This is a genomic window from Achromobacter sp. HZ34 (assembly GCF_002209485.1).
Lineage (GTDB): Bacteria > Pseudomonadota > Gammaproteobacteria > Burkholderiales > Burkholderiaceae_B > Bordetella_C.
This window is the reverse complement of record NZ_NJIX01000009.1, coordinates 48,407-69,420: the sequence shown is the minus strand read 5'-3', so window position 1 is coordinate 69,420 and position 21,014 is coordinate 48,407. Positions and strand designations below refer to the sequence as shown.

Sequence of the window (21,014 nt, the reverse complement as noted above, 5' to 3'; positions counted from 1 at the left end):
GCTTAGTACTGGGCCGAAATGCTGAAGAAAATGCGGGGGTTCTTGTTGCCCTGGGTCAGGACATCGTCGCTGAGCGGTTTGGCGACTTCGAACGTGGCATAGACGGACTTGGTGATGTTGGCGCGCACGCCGCCGCCGAAGGAGGCGAGCTTGCTGCGCGTCACGTCGGCGCTGGCCGAACGCGAATAGATGCGGCCGCCGTCGACGAAGGTGTAGACATGCGCGCCATGCGGCAGGAAGGTGGCCGAGGAAATGGCATAACGCAGTTCCAGCGACGCGGCCATGCCGCTGTCGGCCGACACTTCGCCGTCGTCGTAGCCACGCGCGAAGTTGGGGCCGCCAAGGGCGAACTCTTCGCTGGCCAGCAAGGGGCTGGCGCTGTACTGGCCGGCGAAGGTCGCCACCAGGCTGAAGCGGTCGTTCAGCTGCTGCAGGCGCGTCAGTTCCGCCGTGGCCTTGAAGAAGTCGGGCTTGCCGTTCTCGCGCGAGGCCAGTGCCGAGCCTTCCTTGCTGGCGCCCATGGTGTTCAGGCCCTGGTGCAGGGTGCCGCGCACGGCGGTGATGCCGTTCCAGGTATCGGTGCGGTCGTAGCTCAGGCCCAGGCGCAGCACGCGCAGGCGGTCGCTGGTGAACGGCGCGCCGGTGATGTCGGTGGTGACGTTGCGCGCCTCGAACAGGCCCACCGCACGCAGGTTTTCCAGGCGCGAACGGATGATGGGGTAGGTGGCGGTGGCCGCGTAGGACTGCACGTCGCTGGCGACGTTGAGCTGGGCCAGTTCCCGGCCCGGTTCGCTCTTGGCGTAGTTGGCCGTCAAGCCGAAGGTCATGCCCGTGTCGGTCACCAGCATATCGTACGCACCGCCCACGGACTTGCTGCGGTAGGCGGGAAAGCCCAGGCTGCCGTACAGCGTGGCGTGGTCGGCGCGCTCGCCGAATGAGTTCAGGCTTATCTGGGTGGTGGCTTCGCTCCAGCCCAGGTAAGGCGAGCTGCGGTTGTCCATGCCCACGCGCGCGTCGACCGCCTTGCGCTCGCTATGTACCACCAGCACCGAACCGCCCACTTCCTTGGGCGAGGGTTCCAGCGAAGCCCGCACCGTCATCCCCGCCAGGTCGTTGGCCAGCAGCAGTTGGCGTTCGACGTCGGCGACATTGACCGGACGCATGCCGCGCAGGCGCCGCACCAGCTTCTCCACCGCGGCCTTGGCCGGGCCGACGTCGCCGTCATAGACGACATCGGAAATGAAGCCTTCCACCACCACGATGCGGAAGCGACCGTCGTCGATGGTCTGCTCCGGCACGATGACGCGCGTGGTGACATAGCCTGCATTGCGGTAGCGCAGCTCGATCTCGTTGGCGACGTTGAAGGCATCGGCCACGGTGATCGTCTTGCCGACCAGGCCCTGGTACAGCGGCTGCAGTTCGTCGGCGCGATAGCGCGTCACGCCTTCGATGCGCATGTCCGTCAGCGTGAAGTTCAGCTTGTCCGCGCCCGCGGGGGCCTGCGAGGCGCTGCCCTGCTGCACGGTGACCGCCGGCACGCCGGGCGAACTCAGCGGCATGGCCGGCTGCGGCAAGGGACGTCCGGCTTCAGCGCCGGAAGGCAGCTGCACATTCTGCGCTGCCACGGAGCCGGCGGCCAGGGCCAGCGCCAAGGCCATGCCGGTTCGAGAACCCCAGCATGATCCCCGGGACGAACCCGGGCGAAGAACGGAACGGAGGGAAAGGGGGGACGGCGAAGACGAACTCTTGCGGTGCGACATGGATGGCGGCTGCGGCTTTACAATTTGAATAACTCTCCGCTATTTGACACATACATGTCTTATTCGTAAACATTTGAATTGTGAAGATCACAGTCTATTGCTGCTCATCACTACCCGCTCCCCAGGGAAATTTTTCTTAAACCGCCAATAAAGAGTGATTTCGAGCTGTTTATTGCGGGAAGACGGCTCAGATGCGTTGTTTACCCACCACTAATGCAGGCACATCACACCCTCGTTAATTTCAATTTATTTCACCGATCTGCGCTTCCATCCTCTTCCGTAAGAAAGAAGCTTTCTCATCCATACGCAAGATACGTTACGGCGCGGTAGCAGGATCGACCTGAAATCCCGCGACCGACGCGTCCGGAACCGGAACCGGTAGGCCCTTTCGTCCTTAGAGTTTCACCACCTGTAACACTGCATCGGCAAAAGCCTTGGGCGCTTCCTGCGGCAGGTTGTGGCCGATGCCACCGGTGAGATCGCGGTGCTGGTATTTGTTGGTGAACTGCTTGGCGTAGGCGGCCGGCGCCGGGTGGGCGGCGCCGTTGGCGTCGCCCTCCATGGTGATGGCGGGGATGGTGATCTTGGGCGCGGCGGCCAGGCGACGCTCATAGTCGTCGTAACGGGGCTCGCCTTGCGCCAGCCCCAGGCGCCAGCGGTAGTTGTGGATCACCACCGCTACATGATCGGGATTGTCGAAGGACCGCGCCGAACGTTCATAGGTGGCGTCGTCGAACTGCCATTTGGGCGATGCCTGCTGCCAGATCAATTTGTTGAAAGCGTGCACATTGGCTGCGTAGCCCTGCGCGCCGCGCTCCGTGGCGAAATAGAACTGGTACCACCATTGCAGCTCGGCGGCCGGCGGCAGCGGCTTGGCATTGGCCTGCTGGCTGCCGATCAGATAACCGCTTACCGACACCAGGCCGCGAAAGCGTTCCGGCCACAGGGCGGCCAGGATGTCGGCCGTGCGCGCGCCCCAGTCGAAGCCCGCGATCACGGCCTTGTCGATCTTCAAGGCGTCCATCAGCGCGATGATGTCCAGGGCCACCACCGCCTGCTGCCCGTTGCGCGGCGTCTCCGCCGACAGGAAGCGCGTGGAGCCGTAGCCACGCAGATAAGGGACGATCACGCGGTAGCCGGCTGCCGCCAGCATCGGCGCGACGTCGACGAAGCTGTGGATGTCGTAGGGCCAGCCATGCAGCAGAATGGCCACCGGGCCGTTGGCGGGACCCACTTCCGCGTAGCCGATGTTCAAGGTGCCGGCGTCGATCTGGCGGATTGTGCCGAAGGAGCCCGTGCTGGAAGACGTGGAGCCGGCGGCGCGCGCCGAGCCCCCGGCGGCGGCGCCAGGCTGCGCGCCCTGAGCGCGGGCCGTGCTGCCCAGGGCCGGAACCAGCAGTCCGAGGGCGGCCAGGGCCGAGGTCGAGCCGAGCAGACGGCGGCGCTGGGGATTCACGAGATTCGACATGATGCATGCTCCAAGGCAGATGTAGGTGGGGGCGCCGGCATCCGTCAGCAGTGCTGTGCATGGACGGATGAATCTGGCGTTGGAGTCTTTTTAACGAAGCGCGCCCTCCGCTTGGTTTGCGTATGTGTCGGTCCCAGGGACACGTACAGTGCGATACAAAAAGGGCTCGTGGATAGATCCACAAGCCCTCTGCTTGCACCTCCGGCGCCGGCTTCGCCGCGGGATTCAACCCCGGTGCGTTGCCGCCATCTTCGCCAGGGCCACCGTCAGCGCGGCGCCGCCCAGCGTCTTGATCAGGCTGGCGTGCTCGGCATAGAACGCGCTCATATGCTCGACGATGTCCGGGTTCTGCTGTTCCGCGTGGCCGGCCAGCTGCGCCACTTGATCCGGCGTGACGGTGGCAGCCTGTGCGGGCGTCACCGTGGGCTGGCCGCCTCCCTGCGCGGTGGCTTGCCCCAGCAGGGAGGCCAGGCCCCCACCCGCGGCGCCGCTCATGAGCGATGCCAGCACCGACGGCCCGATGCCGCTCAGAAGATGATTCAGCATGCCGGCCTGCTGGTCGGGATTGGCCTGGCCGAACATCTGCGCCGCGGCTTGCGCGAACGGCGGCGTCTGGTCGGAACGCAGCATGGCGGCCAGGCCCTGGCTCAGCAGGTCGGCCGGCGCGTTCTGCGCGGCCTGGTCGAAGTGGTCGGACACGTCGCCGGCCGGGGCAGTGGTATTGGCCTTATTGCCGTTGTTGGCGGCGTTGGCGAACTGGGAAAGCAGACTGCCAAGATCGAAACCCATGATGGGCCTCCTTGAAAGACGTGCGTTCAGCGAAGAAGATCAATTCTTCAGATCGTCCGGCACCTTGCCGCCGTTGGCGGCCAGCTTGGTCATCACTTCCTTGTGCAGCCAGATGTTCATGGCGGCCGAGTCATCGGTGCTGCCCGTATAGCCCAGCTCGCCTGCCAGCGTCTTGCGTGCGGCCAGACTGCTATCCAGCCCCAGCAGTTTCATCAGGTCGACGATGGAAGTCCTCCAGTTGAGGGGCTGCCCACTGCTGGCCTGTTTGGCCGAGAGTATGGCTTCGACGTCCACCGGCGGCAGGTTGGCCGCGGCGGGTGCTGCACCGGAGGCCGCCGCGGGGGCGCCGCCGGATGCAGGCGCAGCGCCCGGCGCCGAGCCGGCTGCTGCCCCGGCGGCGCCGCTGGCGGCAGCGGGATGATCAGAAGGAAATATCTTGGCGAGTATCGTGGAAAAAATTCCCATGGAAAGCTCCTTCATTCGTTGGACGGTACGGCGAATGGTAGCGTTGCGGGCTGGCCATATTTCGTGCAAAAGCACCTCGTTACGATTCTTGAACACGGCAGCCGCTTGACGGTGTACAAGCGTTGCAGATCGTTTCCGCGCCGCCTGGCATCGGCCTGCCTCGTTCTCCCATCGGACGCTCGCAAAGGATGAAGCCTTGGGGGTGTACCCGATCGCAAGCCTTCCCCCCAACCGTATTACAAGGCCGAAAACTCATGGAACATGACGTAGACGATGGCTCGCCTGGCTGGAATGCGATCGATGCCGCAATGCAGCCCTTGTATCCCGACCAGGAACCGCTGCACTACGGCAACGTGATCAGTGCCCGCCTGGGTGGGCCGAATCCGCTGGACGGCACCAGCGTGTGGAAACGGTTGGCCCCCGTGCCGCACTGGCACTTCCTGACGTATGGCTTATCCGAGCTCTACGCCAAGGAAAGCGAAGATGCGGACATCAGCGGCTACGGTTTCGAGTTGACCTTCCGCCTGCGTTGCGAGCCCGACGCCGAGGAGCCGCCGGCGTGGGCGCTGAACTTCCTGCAGAACCTGGCCCGCTATGTGTTCCAGTCCGGCAACGTCTTTCGCGATGGCGACTGGATGGCCATCAACGGTCCCATCGCGTCAGAAGAAGACACCCTGCTTTGCTACATCGCCCTGACGGCCGATCCGGAACTGCCCGCCATCGATACCCCCAACGGACGCATGGAGTTCCTGCAGGTCATCGGCCTGACGGACGACGAAGCCTATGCTGGCCGGCAGTGGAAGGTACTGAAGCTGCTGGAGGCCCTGAAGCCCGGCATGCCCTTGTGGATCACCGACCTGGCGCGGCCGTCGCTGCTGCAGCTCGACGGCGTGCCGGAACGCCTCGCGCAAGGCTTGCGCGAGGACGGCTCGGCCACCGGCAGCATCTTTACCGACCAACTGACCTGGCGCCAGGAAAAACGGTTGCTGCGTGCGGACCAGGTCATCATCGAGATAGGCGCCCGCCAAGTGTCCGAACTGACCGCCCTGTTGCCGCTGCGCCTGCCCTTCGACCGATCCTTCCGCGTACTGGGGCCGAACATGAGCGTGCGGTTCACGCTTGGGCAGAAGAATGCCGCCAGCGTGGAGGACAATGAACTCCATGTCGAACTGGAAGCGGCCACCGTCACCGAGATCGCCGCCCTGCTGCAAGCCCGCCGCGGCAGCTACGACGTCCAGTCCTACAAGGGCCTGCGCTTCGACGTACTGCCCACGATGATCAAGGACCGCAACGGTGAAGTCACGCAGACGATAGGCTGAGCGTGGCACTCGCGCCACGACTACAATCCCGCCCACCAGACCCCATTCCCAGAACCTGCCAGGACGTTGCCCCCCGCGACGACTTCGAACAATGTCCACAACCTCCGATCAACGCCGCGCGGTCAATCCCGCGCTAGGCATCGCCGTTTTCGTGCTGCTGGCTGTCGCCGGCCTGTTCTACGTGAAATGGTCGCCCTACTACCAGCGGGCCTTCGTGGCAGCCGAGCATCACTCGATCGGCGCGTCCATCCTGATGGGCACGGAAGCCGCGCCGCCGCCGGCATCGTTCACGGCCGCGCTGAACTACGCCCTGGCCTATGGCAAGGCGATCTGGCAGGCCATGGTCCTGGGCCTGCTGCTGGGCTCCGCGGTGCAGGCCTTGCTGCCACACCGCTGGATCGTGCGAGCCCTGGGCGGCACGGGCCTGGGCAGCGTCTTCGCGGGCGGCTTGCTGTCGGTGCCCGGCATGATGTGCACCTGTTGTGCCGCACCGGTGGTGGCTGGCCTGCGCCGTTGCCAGGCTGCCCCGGGCAGCACGGTGGCCTTCTGGCTGGGCAACACGATGCTCAATCCCGCCACGCTGGTCTTCATGGGCTTCGTGCTGGGATGGCAATGGACGGGGCTGCGGCTGGCCCTGGGCATCGTCATGGTGTTCGGCCTGGGCTGGCTGATCAATCGCATGAGCCACGGCGAAATTCGCGGCTTCGACGAAGCGCAGGCCAAGGCCATGCAGTCCGCCGACGCCGACGTCCAGGCCGACGACGGCATGCATCCCTTCGCCCGCTGGCTGCGCCTGTTCGTCCGGATGGCGCTGCGCTTGATTCCGGAATACATCGTCCTGGTGCTGCTGCTGGGCGCCGCCCGGGCGTGGCTGTTCCCCCATGTGGACGCCAGCATCGGTAATGAATGGCTGTGGATCGTCGGCCTTGCCGTGGCCGGCCTGCTGTTCGTCATCCCCACCGCCGGTGAGGTGCCCATCGTGCAGGCCATGCTGTCCCTGGGCATGGCGGCCGGCCCCGCTGCCGCCCTGCTCGTGACGCTGCCACCCATCAGCCTGCCGTCCCTGGCCATGGTCGCGCGCTCCTTCCGCCCCCGCGAACTGGCCACCCTGATCATCGGTGTACTGGTGCTGGCGCTGGTGGGCGCGGGGCTGGCCATCGGGTTGCGGTTCTAGAAAATCCGCTCGACGCCCAAGTGAGAGAACGTCTGTAATCAGTACGCTTGTGCTGCCACGCTGCATGTTCAGGTCATGGAGGCATTGCTGCGCAAGCCTCCCCCACCCACGTGGCCTGCGTCCTGCGCGGAAAACGAACGTACAAAAAAAAAGGGGGGCCAAGCCCCCCTGCCAATTCCATCACTAGCTGACTGCCTTTGCCGCCAAATTGATGTCCGCCTGGGCGAACTTGGTCAGTTTCTCGTCCGTCGCCTTCTCTTCCAGCAAGGTGTCGTGGAGTAGTTTCGCCGCGGTCTTCAGGCCCAGGTGTTTCGCCAGCGCGCACAGTGTGCCGTAGGTGGCGATCTCGTAATGTTCCACCTTCTGCGCGGCTGCGATCAGGCCGGCATCCCGCACCGGTCCCTTCTCGAACTCTTCGATGACTTCGCCGCCTTCCTCGACCAGTCCTTCCATGGCCGCGCACTTGATGCGCTTCAGTTTCAATCCCTCTGCGGCCACCACCTGATCGATGCGTTCGATCTGGCCGTGGGTTTCTTCCAGGTGAGTTTCGAAAGCACTAGCCAATTCGGGGTTGGTAGCCCCCCGCGCCATCTTGGGCAGCGCTTTCGTCAACTGCTTCTCAGCGCTATATACATCGGACAGTGCGTGTATGAACAAGTCTTCCAGAGTCTTCGTCGCCATTCTTAATCTCCCGTTTGAAGCGTTCGTTGATGCGTTGCGTGTTGCGGTGATCGAAGCGCGTTTCGATGCGCTCGACAGCGCGCACCTGCAGGCGCAATACATATGCCCGCATCCACCACGAGCCCATTCGTACATCACGGAAGAGTAGTAAGGCAGAGTAGTGAGGCGAACAAACATACCGCCCCGGCAAACTGCAATCGGATTCACCTGATGCATGGCACGGTGATTGCCCTGGATCGCTCACCTGCGCCGCCTCCATCGGCGCGATTAACGGGGCGATCACATGAAAGCATTACGATGGCACGGCAAGAAAGATATCCGCTGCGATAACGTCGAAGACCCAGGTATCGAAGAACCGCGCGACGCAATCGTGCGCGTTTCGGCCTGCGCCATCTGCGGCTCGGACCTGCACCTGTTCGATGGTTTCATGCCCGGCATGAAGCATGGCGACATCATGGGCCACGAGTTCATGGGCGAGGTCGTCGAAACCGGCACGGCAGTCAAGACCCTGACAAAGGGCGATCGCGTGGTGGTCCCATTTACCATCGCCTGCGGCGAATGCGAGCAGTGCCGCGCCGGTAATTTCTCGGTCTGCGAACGTACCAATCGCAATGCCAAGGAAGCGGCCAAGGTCTTCGGTCACAGCACGGCCGGATTGTTCGGCTACAGCCACTTGACTGGCGGCTATGCCGGCGGCCAGGCGGAATACGTACGCGTGCCCTACGCCGACACGACGCACGTAAAAGTGCCGGACAGCCTGAGCGATGAGCAGGTTCTATTCCTCGGTGACATTTTTCCGACGGGGTGGCAGGCCGCGGTGAATTGCGATATCCAGTCGACCGACACCGTGGCGATCTGGGGCGCGGGCCCCGTCGGCCAGATGGCCATACGCAGCGCGCTATTGCTTGGCGCGGGCCGGGTCGTCGTCATTGACCGGGTGGCCGAACGCCTGGCCATGGCACGCGCCGCCGGCGCCATTACGATAAATTTCGACGAAGAAAGCGTGGTGGATCGATTGAACGACCTGACGCAAGGCAAAGGTCCCGAGAAATGCATCGATGCCGTCGGCATGGAATCGCACGCCAGTCGCTCGCTCGATTCCATGTTGGACCGCGCCAAGCAGGCCGTCATGCTGGAGACCGATCGTCCACATGTACTGCGCGAGATGATCTATGTCTGCCGCCCGGCCGGCATCCTGTCGGTGCCCGGCGTGTATGGCGGCTTCATCGACAAGATTCCTTTCGGGGCGGCTATGAACAAGGGCCTGACTTGGCGCATGGGCCAGACTCACGTCCGGCGCTGGGCCGACGATCTACTCAAGCGTATCGAGGATGGGCAGATCGATCCGTCCTTCGTCATTACGCATAGAGCCAAGCTCGAAGATGGGCCGGACCTGTACAAAACCTTCCGCGACAAGGATGACGGTTGCATCAAAGTGGTATTGACGCCCTGACTGATCGCAGCGGCTTGAAAACAAGGGGCCATGACGGCCCCTTGTTAATTACCAGCGAGTACAACTGCCGGTACTTCAGGACGACTGCTTATTTTCCTTCGGACGATCAGATTTGCCTTGCACCGCGCCCTCCTGCGGCGTCAGTTCGGCCTGCTTCTGCTGCGCGGCGTCGCGGCCAAATTCATCCTTGCCTTGCTGGGTAGTATCCCCACCGCCGGGATATCCGGAATTCGTGTATTTATCCGGGTTCGCGTGGCTCGGAGGTTGTTTCTCTATGGATGGGGCGGGACGACGTGCGTTTCCATCTTCCACGTGTGGCATGCCGGTCTTGGACATATCGTTCTCCTGATTGACCCTTGTTCGATCGCATGCTCCGTACCCGGCACCTGTAGCCAATGCGCCAAGGCACAGCGCTTGCTCAGCGCCACAGTCATCTAGCGGAGACAGCCATGCACATCGGACGCTTCTACGATCTGGCAAAGAAGGCGGTGAATGCCTGGCTCGATGACTACGCCCCAAGCATGGGTGCGGCCATTGCGTTCTATACCGTCTTTTCCATGGCGCCCCTGGTCATCATCGTTATCGCGGTGGCGAGCTTCTTCTGGAGCCGCGATGCCGTGCAGGGCCAACTCTTCCAGCAAGTCTCAGCGCTGGTAGGCGCGGATGGTGCCAAGGCCGTCGAAAGCGTAGTCCAGGGAGCGCAGGCGCCAACTCAGGGCATCATCGCCACCGTCGTGAGCATAGTAGTACTGCTGGTGGGATCGACCACCGTGTTCGCGGAATTGCAGAGCGCCCTTGACCGGATATGGGAAGTCCCCGCCGCCGAGAAAAAGTCCGGCATCTGGAACACCGTCCGCGCACGTCTGCTGTCATTCGGCCTGGTGTTGGCGCTGGCATTCCTGCTCATCGTTTCCTTGCTCATCAGCGCCATGCTCAGCGCCATGGGAAGTTGGGCGTCCAATCTACTGCCGGCCTGGGAATTCCTGCTGCAGGCCGTCAACATCGTCATTGCCCTGGGTTTTACGACCATCCTATTCGCCATGATCTACCGCTTCATGCCCCGGGCTTCCGTGGCATGGCGCGATGTCTGGACCGGCGCACTCGTCACCGCTGTCCTGTTCGAAATCGGCAAGTTCCTGATCGGGCTCTACGTCGGCAAGGCCTCCGTGGCGTCATCGTATGCCGCGGCGGGGTCCCTGGTCGTCGTGCTCATCTGGGTGTATTACGCCGCCCAGGTGTTCCTGCTGGGTGCCGAATTCACATGGGTGTATGCCAACGAACACGGATCGCGCCGCGCCTTGCCCAAGCAAACCGCGCAGACCGTGCCGGGATAAAGCAGTGGGGACCGTTGCGGTCCCCACCCGTGCTGCTCATGCAAAAAAGCGCCGTGTCGACGCGCGATGCAAAGGCGCCTACTTCTTGGTCACCTTCGCCTGCAAGGCCTTCGCCATTTCCAGGTGCGATTGCAAGGCAGGCAGGGTCTTCTGCGCGAAGGCCTTGATATCCGGATCCTTGGCGTTTTTAGCGGCCTTCTCGAACAGCTTGATCGTGCTTTCATGGGCGGCGACACCGATACGGCGCGCATACATGCTGTCGAAGCTGTCATCGGTGACGTTCAGCGCTTTCAGCTCGCCCTTCTGCACCAGCGAGGGTTCAGTGGGCGGTGTGTAGCCCTTGGATTTCGCCAGCGCGGCCAGTTCCTCTCCAACCGCTGTATGATCCTTGATCATTTGCGTGGCGAATGCCTTGACGTCCGCATTCTTGGACTTGTCCAGGGCCATCTGGCTGCCCGCTATCTCGGTATAGCCGCCATGAGCCGCATCTTCCAGGAAGCTCTTGTCGGCGCTGGCCAGCCGGGTGGTAGTCGCGGACGAGCCCTTGGCGGGCGAGCCCGACATGGTCTGGGCCGACGCCGCAAGGGGGGCGGACAATGCACAACAGGTGGCCAATGCCAGGCCAGCAATGCGATAACGCATGGTGAACTCCTCAACTCGGTTTGAAAACACCGACATGTTGCAAGCCCCATGCCGCAGCTCTCGTCGTCTGTGACCACCGGACGCAGCGCTACTGTTTTGTCCGGTTCTCGTTGGTCTTGTACAAGAAAAACGTGAGCGCGAGGATCACTACCGCGACGGCAACGCCGAAACTCAAGATTTCGTGACCACCATCCCAGGACACGGCTTTCTGAAGAAAAAGCACCGACAGGACTGCAATCACCACGCTGATCAGGTTTCCCTTCAAATCTTCGAGATTCTTGATCTCCAGCCATTTGGGAAGGTTCAACTTATCATCCACGAACAAGGAATACAGTCCGATGCTTATGATGTAAACCGCTATGGCGATAAGAAAAACGTCGACCGCATCGATAATCCCCACCGCGATCATTTTTGCCGATCGTTGCGAAATGCCCTTCCCGGCAAGCACGATATCCCCCACGCTGAGGAACAACTCAATCGTCTTGAAAATGATGAGCGCGATGGATCCCAGGAATGTAGCGACGACGGGGACGACCATTACGTAGCGACCCGCTGTAAGAATTCTATGTAACATGCGCTCCCCGCTGGCAGGTGCAGCGATGCAGAACAAGCCATCGCGATTAAGAACCGGGCTGCTACCGCGCCCCATCATACTGCTGCCTGTTCCCCGAACTGACTTTACACGCACAGTCCCCGGTGATGCCGCGCTGCTCATGCGTATCCGCGCTCACGATGTTCGACAACCTGATTTTATTGGGGCAGTCGGGACGGGATCACGACTTGCTAAAAAGCATCGCAATTCAAAAAAAAATTGCGGCACAGTGCCTGCGACTCCGCTGCTCATGCATGGCGAATAAGCCGCGACAGCGTCAGCATCGGGAGCCGATTCACCCCCACGTCGATCACCGGAGCCTGGAGAAGCAAGCGCCTCGGGCATGGTCGGGCAACTGCACGGATCGGAGATTTAGCGGCTATGGCGCTGATATTGGTGGCGGACGACGAAATCTTGCTGGCCCAAGGGCTTAGCGAAATTTTGGGAGACCTAGGCCACGAAGTAGTTATCGCTCAGCACGGGCAACGTGCTCTGGAGCTCATTCGAGAGCGACGGCCCGCGCTCGTCATCAGCGATTTCATGATGCCCGTAATGACAGGACTGGAATTAGCCGAGGCCATCAAAGCTGACGTTGATAACATGCTACCGATCATCCTGGTCACCGGCGCTCAGGGGCATGTTGCCCGAGCCCACCGCGAACTTTTTGCGGAAATCCTGGATAAGCCCTATGACATGGAGCGACTGCTCGCGGTGATCGACTCCATCGTATCTCCGCTCTGAAGGAAACCGCCGACGAGTGAGTCATAGCGTGACGATGACGTGGTGTCGGCCCTCGTCCAATGGCACTATTGCCGGTCCCGGTTCCGGGGACAGGACTTCGCCGTCGAGGCGCACAGACGTAACGCCATGACCGAGTCCGGTGAGATTTTCAACACGAACCTCGATAAACGTTCCAGCTATTTCCACGACCGCATCGAAGCCCTCCCACGCAGCCGGAAAGCAAGGCTCAATCTGCAAGGCCGTTCCCGTACGGGTCAATCCCAGAATGCCCTCGATAGCTGCCCGATACATCCAGCCTGCGGAGCCGGTATACCATGTCCAGCCCCCCCGCCCGGTGTGGGGCGCCACCGAATACACGTCCGCCGCAACGACGTAAGGCTCCACTCTGTAGCGCCGCACGTCTGCCGCAGTAAGCGCGTGGTTAATGGGATTGAGCATCGAGAACAGCCCCGCGGCCTTGTCGCCCTCCCCCAGCTTCGCATAGGCGAGGACAGCCCAAAGCGCCGCGTGCGTATATTGGCCGCCATTCTCGCGCAATCCTGGCGGGTAACCCTTGATATAACCGGGATCGTGCGGAGTCTGGTCGAACGGCGGGCAGAAAAGCAGTGCGAGACCATCGTCGCGGCGCACCAGATACTGCTCCAGGCTAGCCATGGCGGCGCGCGCGCGTTGCGGATCCGCGGCCTCCGACAGAACCGCCCATGACTGGGCAATGGAATCTATACGGCATTCATCACTCTCGGCAGAGCCTAGCCAGGTTCCGTCGTCGAATGTCGCGCGCCTGTACCACTGTCCATCCCATGCGTAAGCTTCGAGCGACCGAATCACCCGGTCGGCATGATCGCGCCATCGCTGCGCCCGCGCGGGATCCCGCGCCCGTGCCAACGGCTCGAACAAATCCACCGTGCGGCGGAACAGCCATCCCAGCCACACGCTTTCGCCGTGGCCTGCCTGCCCGACCCTGCTCATGCCGTCGTTCCAGTCGCCGGTGCCCATCAACGGCAGTCCATGCACGCCGGTAAGCGCCATACACTGGTCCAGGCCGCGCGCACAGTGCTCGAATAAATCCGCGCCCTCTTCCGACGGCGTAGGCTGGAAAAACGCGTCGTGGTCGCCGGGATCGAGAGCAGGCCCGCGGATGAAGCCGACCAGCTCGTCCATCACGGCCTCGTCGCCGCTGTGCCTGACATAGTGCGCCGCCGCGTACGCCAGCCATACCCGGTCATCCGAGATGCGTGTGCGCACGCCCTTGCCCGATTCCGGAAGCCACCAATGCTGCACATCGCCTTCGACGAATTGCCGGGACGCCGCGCGCAGCAATTGATGCCGTCCCAACTCCGGCATGGCAAAGGCCAGGGCCATGCTGTCCTGCAGCTGATCGCGGAAGCCAAACGCGCCGCTGGATTGGTAGAAAGCCGAGCGCGCCCACAGCCGGCACGAAATTGTCTGGTAGAGCAGCCACCCATTGAGCAGGATATCCATGGCGCGATCGGGCGTCTTGACCTTCACCACGCCAAGACGATCGCGCCAACCGGCCTTTACCGCGTCCAGCACGTCCTCAAGCCTTTGCTGTCGATAGCGCAAAACAAGCGCGCGGGCGTCCTCGGACGAATCGCCTTGGCCGAGAAAAAATACGATCTGCACAGACGCACCCGGTTCGATCTCCAGCGTGCGCTGCAAGGCGGCACAAGGATCCAACGCCGCACCGCAACGTCCGGACAACGCTTCCCCACCCTGCAAGGCACGCGGCGCAGCGAGGTCGCCATTATCGCCAAGAAACTCGCGTCGATCCGTGGTCAGCGCATCCTGCCCGCCTGCCATGTCCGCGAAAGCGGTGCGCCCCGCGAAGTCCAGGCTCCATGGATTGGTCGCGAACACCGCGCCGGTAGCTTCATCGCGCGTCGTGACCAGGAACGGAGCCGACACACTCCGCGAGGGCCCCAATACCCATTCAACGTAAGCCGTGACCGACAACCGTCGTATACGGTCCGAATGGTTGACGAGCGTAAGGCTGGATATCTTGATCGGATCCTGCGGGGCGACGAACTGAACGAGCGTACTGGCGATATCCGCATACCGATACTCCAAGGTGCTATAGCCGAAACCGTGGCGGGCCACATACGTCCCCCGTCCGCGGATGGGCAGCGCGGTGGGTGTCCAGATCTCTCCGGTCATTTCGTCGCGCAGATATAGCGCCTCGCCGCTCGGATCCATGACCGGATCGTTCGACCAAGGCGTCAACTGGTTTTCCTTGCTGTTCTCCGCCCAGGTATACCCGCTGCCCTCCGCGGAAACCTGAAATCCGAAGCGGGGATTCGCTATGACGTTGATCCACGGTGCGGGCGTGACGGCGCCGTCCCGCAGTTCGATGACGTACTCCCGGCCATCCAGCTCGAAGCCGCCGGTCCCATTGAAGAACTCGCGATCGGATTCCGCTGCGAGGGGAGGCGGCGCCTCGACGAGCCGTTGCACGATGAGCGGCGCCGACGCGCGCGGCGAGGCTTCGACGATTCGCGCGAGCTGATCCGCAACGGACCCATGAACCGCCCATAGGACAATACTGGCCACAGATTGAAGAAGTTCCTGGCCGGGGCGCGTCATCAGATCGGACCGCATCGTAAAGACCGCGCCTTTCGCGAGTTCGGCGCCGAATCGCGGTCGTCCCTGGCTGCTGCGTACCGCCGTGTCGACGGCATTCTGCAGGTCCTGCACATACGAAGACGCGCGCTCGTTCAAGATCACCAGGTCGACGGCAAGGCGCTTCATGCGCCAGTATTCATGCGCCCGCAGTAATTGCCTGACCACTGCCATGTCCTCTACGTCATCGATACGCAGGAGCACAATGGGCAAATCCCCAGATATGCCATGAGGCCATAGCCCCGCCTGGTTCCCTGCGCCGCGCATGATCGAAGCCGATGGCGGCCTGAAGCGTGAATCGGGATATATCAGGGCCGCGGCCAGCCGCTGGAAGAGCGCCGCCTCGTCCGTATGCATTTCCAGATGCCGCAACTGCACCTGTGCCTGTGTCCAAGCCAGCGTTTCGGCGCGTTCGAAGGCGCTACGGTCGTGGTGCGTATCCACCAGATCCAGAAGCGCCTCGCGGCTCTCCGCCGCGAGGGTCCAGAACGAGATGCGGACAGACTGTCCCGTAGGGACCCGTACGCTGTGCCTTATCGAGAAGACAGGATCCAGTACGGCTCCGACAGTGTTGGAAAGGGGCTCGACGCCGGCATGAGGGGCAGGCCGCCAATCGTGCGCGCTGCGGTCCAGGAAGCGGGCGCGGTCCGTTTCGTATTGCACCGGCGCCAGGGATTCGCCCTCGATCACGGCGAAATGGGCCGCCCAGATCGCGGGCTCCTGGGCGGACCGCCGCCTGCGCGTGGCGAGCAACGCTCCGTATTCCGGCAGGAATTCGGTCACCACGAACATCTTGGAAAATGCGGGATGGGCGCGATCGGCTGCAGGTGCCGCCAGAACGAGCTCCGCGAAGGACGTCAGCTCGATATTGCGTGCGCGGCGGCCGCTGTTGACCAGCGACACGCGACGGACTTCACCGTCGATTTCGCCCGATACCAGAATCTGCATCGTCGTCGTCAGCGACCCGTCGCGTCGCATGAAATCCGCCCGATCCTCGGAGAACTCGATCCGCCACTCCGTACTCGGGGTGTCCTCGGGGTGTGGAACGGTCGACCAGGCCGTGCCACGCCGCATGTCGCGCAAAAAGATCCGCGATCCCATTGCGTCGCGTGTGGGATCGGCATGCCAGCGGGTAATGGCGCGGTCGCGCCAACGGCTGTAGCCGCCGCCCGCGGTGGTGAGCATTACCGTGTAACGCCCATTGGAAAGCAGGTGCGTATGCGGCGGTCCGGGTGGAAGCTGCACGTACCGCCGCACGTTATTGCCCGAACGATCGGTTCGCATTGCGGAGGTCCTGACCTCTTCCGCGCGAGGGTGGGAAACCGTCAAGTCGCGCGGCACGCGTTCCTGCAGCAGCGATTCGCAGGCCTGGATCATCGGCTCCCGGTGAAACCGGCCGCGCATGCGGCCGCTCTGCACCGCATTGGCGATAGCGACGATCGTCATGCCCTGGTGGTGGGCCATGTAGCTATGCACGATAGCGACATCCTCGTCCTCGCGCAAACGTGAGGGGGTGAAGTCCAAGGCCTCGTAAAAGCCGAATCGACCCAAAGCGCCTAGCTGCGCGAGCTGCGCATAATTGACGCGAGCGCCTTCGGGGTCGATCATCGTCGCCAGGCCCGTGGCATAGGGTGCGATCACCAGATTTTCTGAAAGCCCGCGCTTCAGGCCGAGCCCTGGCACGCCGAAATTGAAGTACTGATAGGTAAATTCGATGTCACGCGCGTTGTAGGCAGATTCGGAGACGCCCCACGGAATACCCAACCCCGCTGCGTATTGTTGCTGGCGTTTCACGACCAGGCGATTGGTCTGCTCCAGCACGCTTCCGACGGGCGCCCGCATGACGAGCGAAGGCATGAGGTACTCGAACATGGAGCCAGACCAGGAAATAAGCGCCGAGCCATGGCCCACCGGCGTGGATACCCGCCCCAACCGCAACCAGTGCCTGGAGGGCACATCCCCTTTCGCAATGGCGAAAAGGCTTGCCAACCGGGCTTCCGAGGCGAGCAAGTCATAACAACTCGTGTCCAGCCGGTTTTCCGCTACCGAATATCCGATCGAGAGCAGCTTGCGCTCCGGGTCAAGCAGGAAGCCGAACTCCATGGCCATCGCCATCTCACGTGCTTCCCGGGCGATCGCGAGTAACTGGGCGTCAGTTTCGCTTCGGTCGTGCGATGCGTCGACGTCCTCGCGATGTTCCTGGATTGCCGTGGCAAGCGCATCGATCCAGAACGTCAGGTCGGATGACGAGTCAACGGCCTCCACCGGTACCAGCACGCGCGCGGAGCGGCCAGCCTTGGTCGCAAGACGCGACAGCGCCGGCAGCAATGATGGCGTGTCTTGCCCGCTGGATAGCAGCGTATCCATTTCGTCCAGGGCCTGCGTCAATTGACGCAAGGGCTCGTTGGCGGCCATGGCCATTTCAGCGATGGCGCCGCGCGCCAACGCGATCGTATCCAGCAAACCTGCCCGCATGTCCAGCCCGTACGGGCCTTCTGTCCACTCACGGCAGGCATTGCCCAACGCGATGAGATGTCCCGCCAGATTGCCACTGTCGACCGAAGAAACGTAGGCAGGTGGAAGTACATGCAGGTCGTCCGTGGCATACCAATTCAGAAAGTGTCCCCGGTGGCGTTCCAATTGGCGCATCGTGGCCAAGGTTCCCCGCAGGTGATCGATTGCCTGGCGCGTCCCGACCCAACCGAAATCGCGCGCCGCCACGATGGACAGCAGGTAAAGTCCCATGTTTGTCGGCGACGTGCGTCGAGCCAGCACGGGCTTGGGCGTCTCCTGGAAGTTGTCGCACGGCAACAGATGGTCGTCCTGCGTAACGAAGGTCTCGAAGAAGCGCCAAGTGCGTCGCGCCGTCCGGCGCAGCGACAACTGTGTCGGCTCGGTGATACGCAGTTGGGACGGCATCGCGCTGGCACGGCTGATCCACCACGCGTACAGCGGTGCGGAGCACCACAATAAAAGAAAGGGCGTGACCAGCGGCCATGCCTGCGGCCGGGCCCAAAATACGGCGACGGAAGTAATCACACCCAGCGACACGCCGGGCCACATCATTCGATAAACTCCGCCTACACCCGATCTGGCGACGCTTGCCGATTGCGCGGCAGTGGTCCACTCCAGTAAATGGCGCCGGCTGAACGCCAGGCGCCAAAGCGTGCGGATAATGGCATCCGCCATTCGCCAGGAAGTGTCGGGTAGCAGCGTGAATGTCGCGAAGACCTGTTGGCCAGCCTGCGACAGGTCCTGGGCAAAAAGCATGCTGCGGTGACTGAACGCGACGCCGCTGCGGCGCGCGGTGGCGAAGCTGAATGGGGAGAGCACCGCGGGAATTGCCTGGCACAGCACGATGAAAGCGACCGCCGCCAATGCTGCATGCAATGGCAGCAGCCACGCGGCCGCCAGCGCCAGGAAGCCTGCCGGGGCAAGCAGGGACCGCCGCAGATTGTCCGCCATCTTTCCCCGCCCTGCATTGGGCAAGGCACCGCTGCCTGCACGGCGGCCGAATATCCAGGGCAACAACTGCCAATCGCCGCGTGTCCATCGATGCGTCCGGCGGACGGCCACATCGTAGCGTGCCGGAAATTCCTCGATCACTTCTATGTCGGATGCCAGGGCGGCCCGTGCAAAAATGCCTTCGAAAAGGTCGTGGCTGAGCATCGCGTTGTCGGGTACACGGCCCGCGAGGGCCGCTTCGAAGGCATCTACATCGTAGATACCCTTGCCGGCATACGAACCCTCTCCGAAGAGATCCTGGTAGACGTCGGACACCGCTGCGGCATAGGGGTCCATGCCTGCGGGGCTGGAGAACAGACGTTGGTAAATGGATCCTTCACGATAACGGGGCAGGGACGGCGTCACCCGGGGTTGCAAAATGGCGTGGCCTTCGACGATCCTTTGTCGTCCTGCGTCGAAGCGGGGCCGGTTCAACGGATGCGCCATCTTGCCGATGAGCATTTCAGCGGCATCGCGAGGCAGGCGAGTGTCGGCATCGAGCGTGATCACATAGCGTATGCCGGGTGAAAGACGTTGAGCCAGACCCTCGATCGGCGTGTAGCTCGTATCCGTGGCGCCGCGCAGGAGCCGATTCAACTCGTGCAATTTTCCTCGCTTGCGCTCCCATCCCATCCACACGCCTTCAGTCGGGTTGAACAACCGGCGGCGATTCAACAGCAGGAATCTGCTGCCCGCGGGCGCAGGCCCATGCTTCGAATTGAGATGCGCAATAGCAATGGCGCCGACCTGCAGTATCGCCGCGTCACCGGGCATGGTTTCGGTATCTGCATCCAGCCCATCCGTGAGCAGCGCGTAGACGAGATCGCCGCCCGCTCCGGACAGGAACAGGACTTCCAGCTGTTCCACCTGCTCCTGCAAAGCTTCTTCGGTGGTAAGAAGGATCGGCACGGCAACCAGCGTGCGGCATGTGCCGGGGACGTTGCGGGTCATATCGACCCCCGGCAGCACGGCGGCCCCCAGCTTCCAGGCGACCAGCCGATTCACCAGGGCAGTGGCGAGCTCGGTGGCGGGCAGGAATGCCAGAAGCAGGAACGGCATCATGGCCGCGGCCGAGATGTCCATACTCCAGCCCGCCAATCCGACCAGGGCGTCCAGGACCAATGAAAGGACTACGATCAGGCCCATGTACCCAAGCATTCCTGACTGCGTCGCCCGCCGGTCCAGGCGAAGGCGCAGTGGCGGCCGATATGCGATGCGCACTTCCAAGGCAGCCCTGCCGCGACCGACCAGGTAATAGCCCGGATCGCCGCGGCGTTCGCGATCGGAATCGCAAGCCTCGGCGAGCGCTCCCGCGGCCATAGCCGTGGCGTGTCGAGTGACTTCGAGCTCGCTTAGCGAGGCACCGCGAGCCAGTTGTTCGATTTCCTTGCGATAAAGATCACGTGTGGCGAAATCCATTTCCGCGAATGGACAGGCTGCCCTCAGGCATTCGTCTGCAAGGCTGACGCTCTCGAACCATTTCGCCCAGTCGATGTCGGAAACGAGCCGCATGCTCGAAATCACATTTCGCACACTGACATTGGCCGCACCCTGCCATTGTTGTGCCTGCTGCACTACCTCTTCAATGGTTTTGCCTTGCGCGCCAAGATGTTCCTGCAGCCAGTTCAAGACCGGCGTTTCCTGCGGATCGCGATCGCGCAGGCGTTTGCTCAATTGCGCCGCAAAGATCTCGGGCAAGGCCGCTGGCATGCGCTTCAACGTATCGATATTTGGCGTCGTGGTCGCCTCGCCGGTATCTTGCGAGTGCAACATGGCATCGACGATTCTGTCCGCCTCCTGCCGGGCAGCGCGTCCGGCGCCGAATTCTTCGGCCAGGCGGCGCAGGTTTTCGACCAGCACGATGCGCAGGGTGATGGCGATGGCCCATAGCTCGCCGATTGTCAGCGCCTGGACCTCCTGGTAAGCAGAGACGAAACGACGCAGTATTTCCGGGTCGAAATTGCTGTCTGTATGGGCCACGAACGCCCATGCGACCCCCAGCACTCGCGGATAACCCCGGAACGGCCCGTTGGCAAGCTTCGGGAGCTGCCGGTAGTACCCCGGAGGCAGGTCCTCGCGAATCTGCCGGATCTGCTCCTCCACAACGTGGTAGTTGTCGAGCAGCCAATCGGCCGCGGGCTCTACGCTGCGACCTTTCTCGAGTTCCTCAGCACTTTCACGGTAGGCCGACAGAAGGACAGCGGCGTTGTTATCCAGGCGTTTACGCAGCGCCAGGACCCGAGGCGGACGGCTATTGATCTTCTGGGCTTCTGCAAGGCTGCGGCCATGTTGCGCAAGCCGTTCGGCGCCGAATAACTCACTCCTGATTGGCGCCTTGTCTTCCCAGCACACCCTGTGTTTTATTTCTGCTTTCGCTTTGATTGCGTGTCCCCAGTGGAAGGACGGGAGGCCGTGACCGGCACGGGTACCGGCTTGGGGGGTTGTTTCGGCTTCT

General features: G+C 62.6%; 14 protein-coding genes. 5 read left to right on the top strand and 9 right to left on the bottom strand.

Translation table 11 applies throughout. From position 1 onward, the window contains the following. Positions 1–2: 2 nt before the first annotated feature. From CEY05_RS27780 to CEY05_RS27765, 4 genes are all read right to left on the bottom strand, one after another. Entirely contained in the window at positions 3–1,658 is a 1,656-nt protein-coding gene (locus CEY05_RS27780; RefSeq protein WP_088600521.1) for a ShlB/FhaC/HecB family hemolysin secretion/activation protein, read from the bottom strand. Between the two features lie 496 nt (positions 1,659–2,154). Continuing rightward, entirely contained in the window at positions 2,155–3,228 is a 1,074-nt protein-coding gene (locus tag CEY05_RS27775; RefSeq protein WP_088600520.1) for an alpha/beta fold hydrolase, read from the bottom strand. A gap of 225 nt (positions 3,229–3,453) precedes the next feature. Then, the gene (locus tag CEY05_RS27770) at positions 3,454–4,017 is read right to left on the bottom strand and encodes a hypothetical protein (RefSeq protein ID WP_233161742.1); all 564 of its coding nucleotides are present in this window, start codon (positions 4,015–4,017) and stop codon (positions 3,454–3,456) included. Between the two features lie 39 nt (positions 4,018–4,056). Then, positions 4,057–4,482, bottom strand: a complete 426-nt coding sequence (locus CEY05_RS27765; protein ID WP_088600519.1) for a DUF3597 domain-containing protein — start codon at positions 4,480–4,482, stop codon at positions 4,057–4,059. A gap of 254 nt (positions 4,483–4,736) precedes the next feature. Here CEY05_RS27765 and CEY05_RS27760 point away from each other — a divergent pair, with 254 nt between their 5' ends. Together CEY05_RS27760 and CEY05_RS27755 are read left to right on the top strand one after the other, a co-directional pair. After that, positions 4,737–5,801 (top strand): suppressor of fused domain protein, encoded by a 1,065-nt coding sequence (locus CEY05_RS27760; RefSeq protein WP_088600518.1) that lies wholly within the window; start codon positions 4,737–4,739, stop codon positions 5,799–5,801. Between the two features lie 91 nt (positions 5,802–5,892). After that, positions 5,893–6,975: a permease gene (locus tag CEY05_RS27755; RefSeq protein WP_088600517.1), complete on the top strand. Its 1,083-nt coding sequence runs from the start codon at positions 5,893–5,895 to the stop codon at positions 6,973–6,975. A gap of 183 nt (positions 6,976–7,158) precedes the next feature. Here the strand turns inward: CEY05_RS27755 and CEY05_RS27750 are convergent, their stop codons facing one another. Then, the gene (locus CEY05_RS27750; RefSeq protein ID WP_088600516.1) at positions 7,159–7,656 is read right to left on the bottom strand and encodes a ferritin-like domain-containing protein; all 498 of its coding nucleotides are present in this window, start codon (positions 7,654–7,656) and stop codon (positions 7,159–7,161) included. Between the two features lie 283 nt (positions 7,657–7,939). Between CEY05_RS27750 and CEY05_RS27745 the strand changes: the two genes are divergently transcribed. Then, on the top strand, positions 7,940–9,109 hold the full coding sequence (locus CEY05_RS27745) for a zinc-dependent alcohol dehydrogenase (RefSeq protein ID WP_088600515.1): 1,170 nt from the start codon (positions 7,940–7,942) through the stop codon (positions 9,107–9,109). A gap of 75 nt (positions 9,110–9,184) precedes the next feature. Here CEY05_RS27745 and CEY05_RS27740 read toward each other — a convergent pair whose 3' ends face one another. Next, positions 9,185–9,445 (bottom strand): hypothetical protein, encoded by a 261-nt coding sequence (locus CEY05_RS27740; RefSeq protein WP_088600514.1) that lies wholly within the window; start codon positions 9,443–9,445, stop codon positions 9,185–9,187. A 113-nt stretch (positions 9,446–9,558) separates the two neighbouring features. On the opposite strand from CEY05_RS27740, the gene CEY05_RS27735 reads away from it, so the two are divergent. Beyond that, positions 9,559–10,443, top strand: coding sequence for a YihY/virulence factor BrkB family protein (locus CEY05_RS27735; protein WP_088600513.1), 885 nt, complete (start codon positions 9,559–9,561; stop codon positions 10,441–10,443). A gap of 78 nt (positions 10,444–10,521) precedes the next feature. Here the strand turns inward: CEY05_RS27735 and CEY05_RS27730 are convergent, their stop codons facing one another. Continuing rightward, a complete protein-coding gene (locus CEY05_RS27730; protein ID WP_233161741.1) occupies positions 10,522–11,085 on the bottom strand; it encodes a DUF4142 domain-containing protein in 564 nt (187 codons plus the stop codon). 88 nt (positions 11,086–11,173) lie between these two features. Further along, on the bottom strand, positions 11,174–11,800 hold the full coding sequence (locus CEY05_RS27725) for a YqhA family protein (protein WP_233161740.1): 627 nt from the start codon (positions 11,798–11,800) through the stop codon (positions 11,174–11,176). A gap of 258 nt (positions 11,801–12,058) precedes the next feature. Between CEY05_RS27725 and CEY05_RS27720 the strand changes: the two genes are divergently transcribed. Continuing rightward, complete coding sequence (locus CEY05_RS27720) at positions 12,059–12,418, top strand: response regulator (RefSeq protein WP_088600512.1); 360 nt, start codon at positions 12,059–12,061, stop codon at positions 12,416–12,418. A 21-nt stretch (positions 12,419–12,439) separates the two neighbouring features. On the opposite strand, the gene CEY05_RS27715 is transcribed toward CEY05_RS27720, so the two are convergent. After that, on the bottom strand, positions 12,440–20,911 hold the full coding sequence (locus tag CEY05_RS27715; RefSeq protein ID WP_233161739.1) for a GH36-type glycosyl hydrolase domain-containing protein: 8,472 nt from the start codon (positions 20,909–20,911) through the stop codon (positions 12,440–12,442). Between the last annotated feature and the right edge of the window lie 103 nt (positions 20,912–21,014).

Bases quoted from the DNA above. Each gene is read 5' to 3' on its own strand.
- CEY05_RS27720 (WP_088600512.1), top strand. From the start codon at position 12,059: ATGGCGCTGATATTGGTGGCGGACGACGAAATCTTGCTGGCCCAAGGG.
- CEY05_RS27745 (WP_088600515.1), top strand. From the start codon at position 7,940: ATGAAAGCATTACGATGGCACGGCAAGAAAGATATCCGCTGCGATAAC.
- CEY05_RS27725 (WP_233161740.1), bottom strand. From the start codon at position 11,800: ATGAGCAGCGCGGCATCACCGGGGACTGTGCGTGTAAAGTCAGTTCGG.
- CEY05_RS27775 (WP_088600520.1), bottom strand. From the start codon at position 3,228: ATGTCGAATCTCGTGAATCCCCAGCGCCGCCGTCTGCTCGGCTCGACC.
- CEY05_RS27740 (WP_088600514.1), bottom strand. From the start codon at position 9,445: ATGTCCAAGACCGGCATGCCACACGTGGAAGATGGAAACGCACGTCGT.
- CEY05_RS27760 (WP_088600518.1), top strand. From the start codon at position 4,737: ATGGAACATGACGTAGACGATGGCTCGCCTGGCTGGAATGCGATCGAT.
- CEY05_RS27735 (WP_088600513.1), top strand. From the start codon at position 9,559: ATGCACATCGGACGCTTCTACGATCTGGCAAAGAAGGCGGTGAATGCC.
- CEY05_RS27780 (WP_088600521.1), bottom strand. From the start codon at position 1,658: ATGGCCTTGGCGCTGGCCCTGGCCGCCGGCTCCGTGGCAGCGCAGAAT.
- CEY05_RS27750 (WP_088600516.1), bottom strand. From the start codon at position 7,656: ATGGCGACGAAGACTCTGGAAGACTTGTTCATACACGCACTGTCCGAT.
- CEY05_RS27755 (WP_088600517.1), top strand. From the start codon at position 5,893: ATGTCCACAACCTCCGATCAACGCCGCGCGGTCAATCCCGCGCTAGGC.
- CEY05_RS27765 (WP_088600519.1), bottom strand. From the start codon at position 4,482: ATGGGAATTTTTTCCACGATACTCGCCAAGATATTTCCTTCTGATCAT.
- CEY05_RS27770 (WP_233161742.1), bottom strand. From the start codon at position 4,017: ATGGGTTTCGATCTTGGCAGTCTGCTTTCCCAGTTCGCCAACGCCGCC.
- CEY05_RS27730 (WP_233161741.1), bottom strand. From the start codon at position 11,085: ATGCGTTATCGCATTGCTGGCCTGGCATTGGCCACCTGTTGTGCATTG.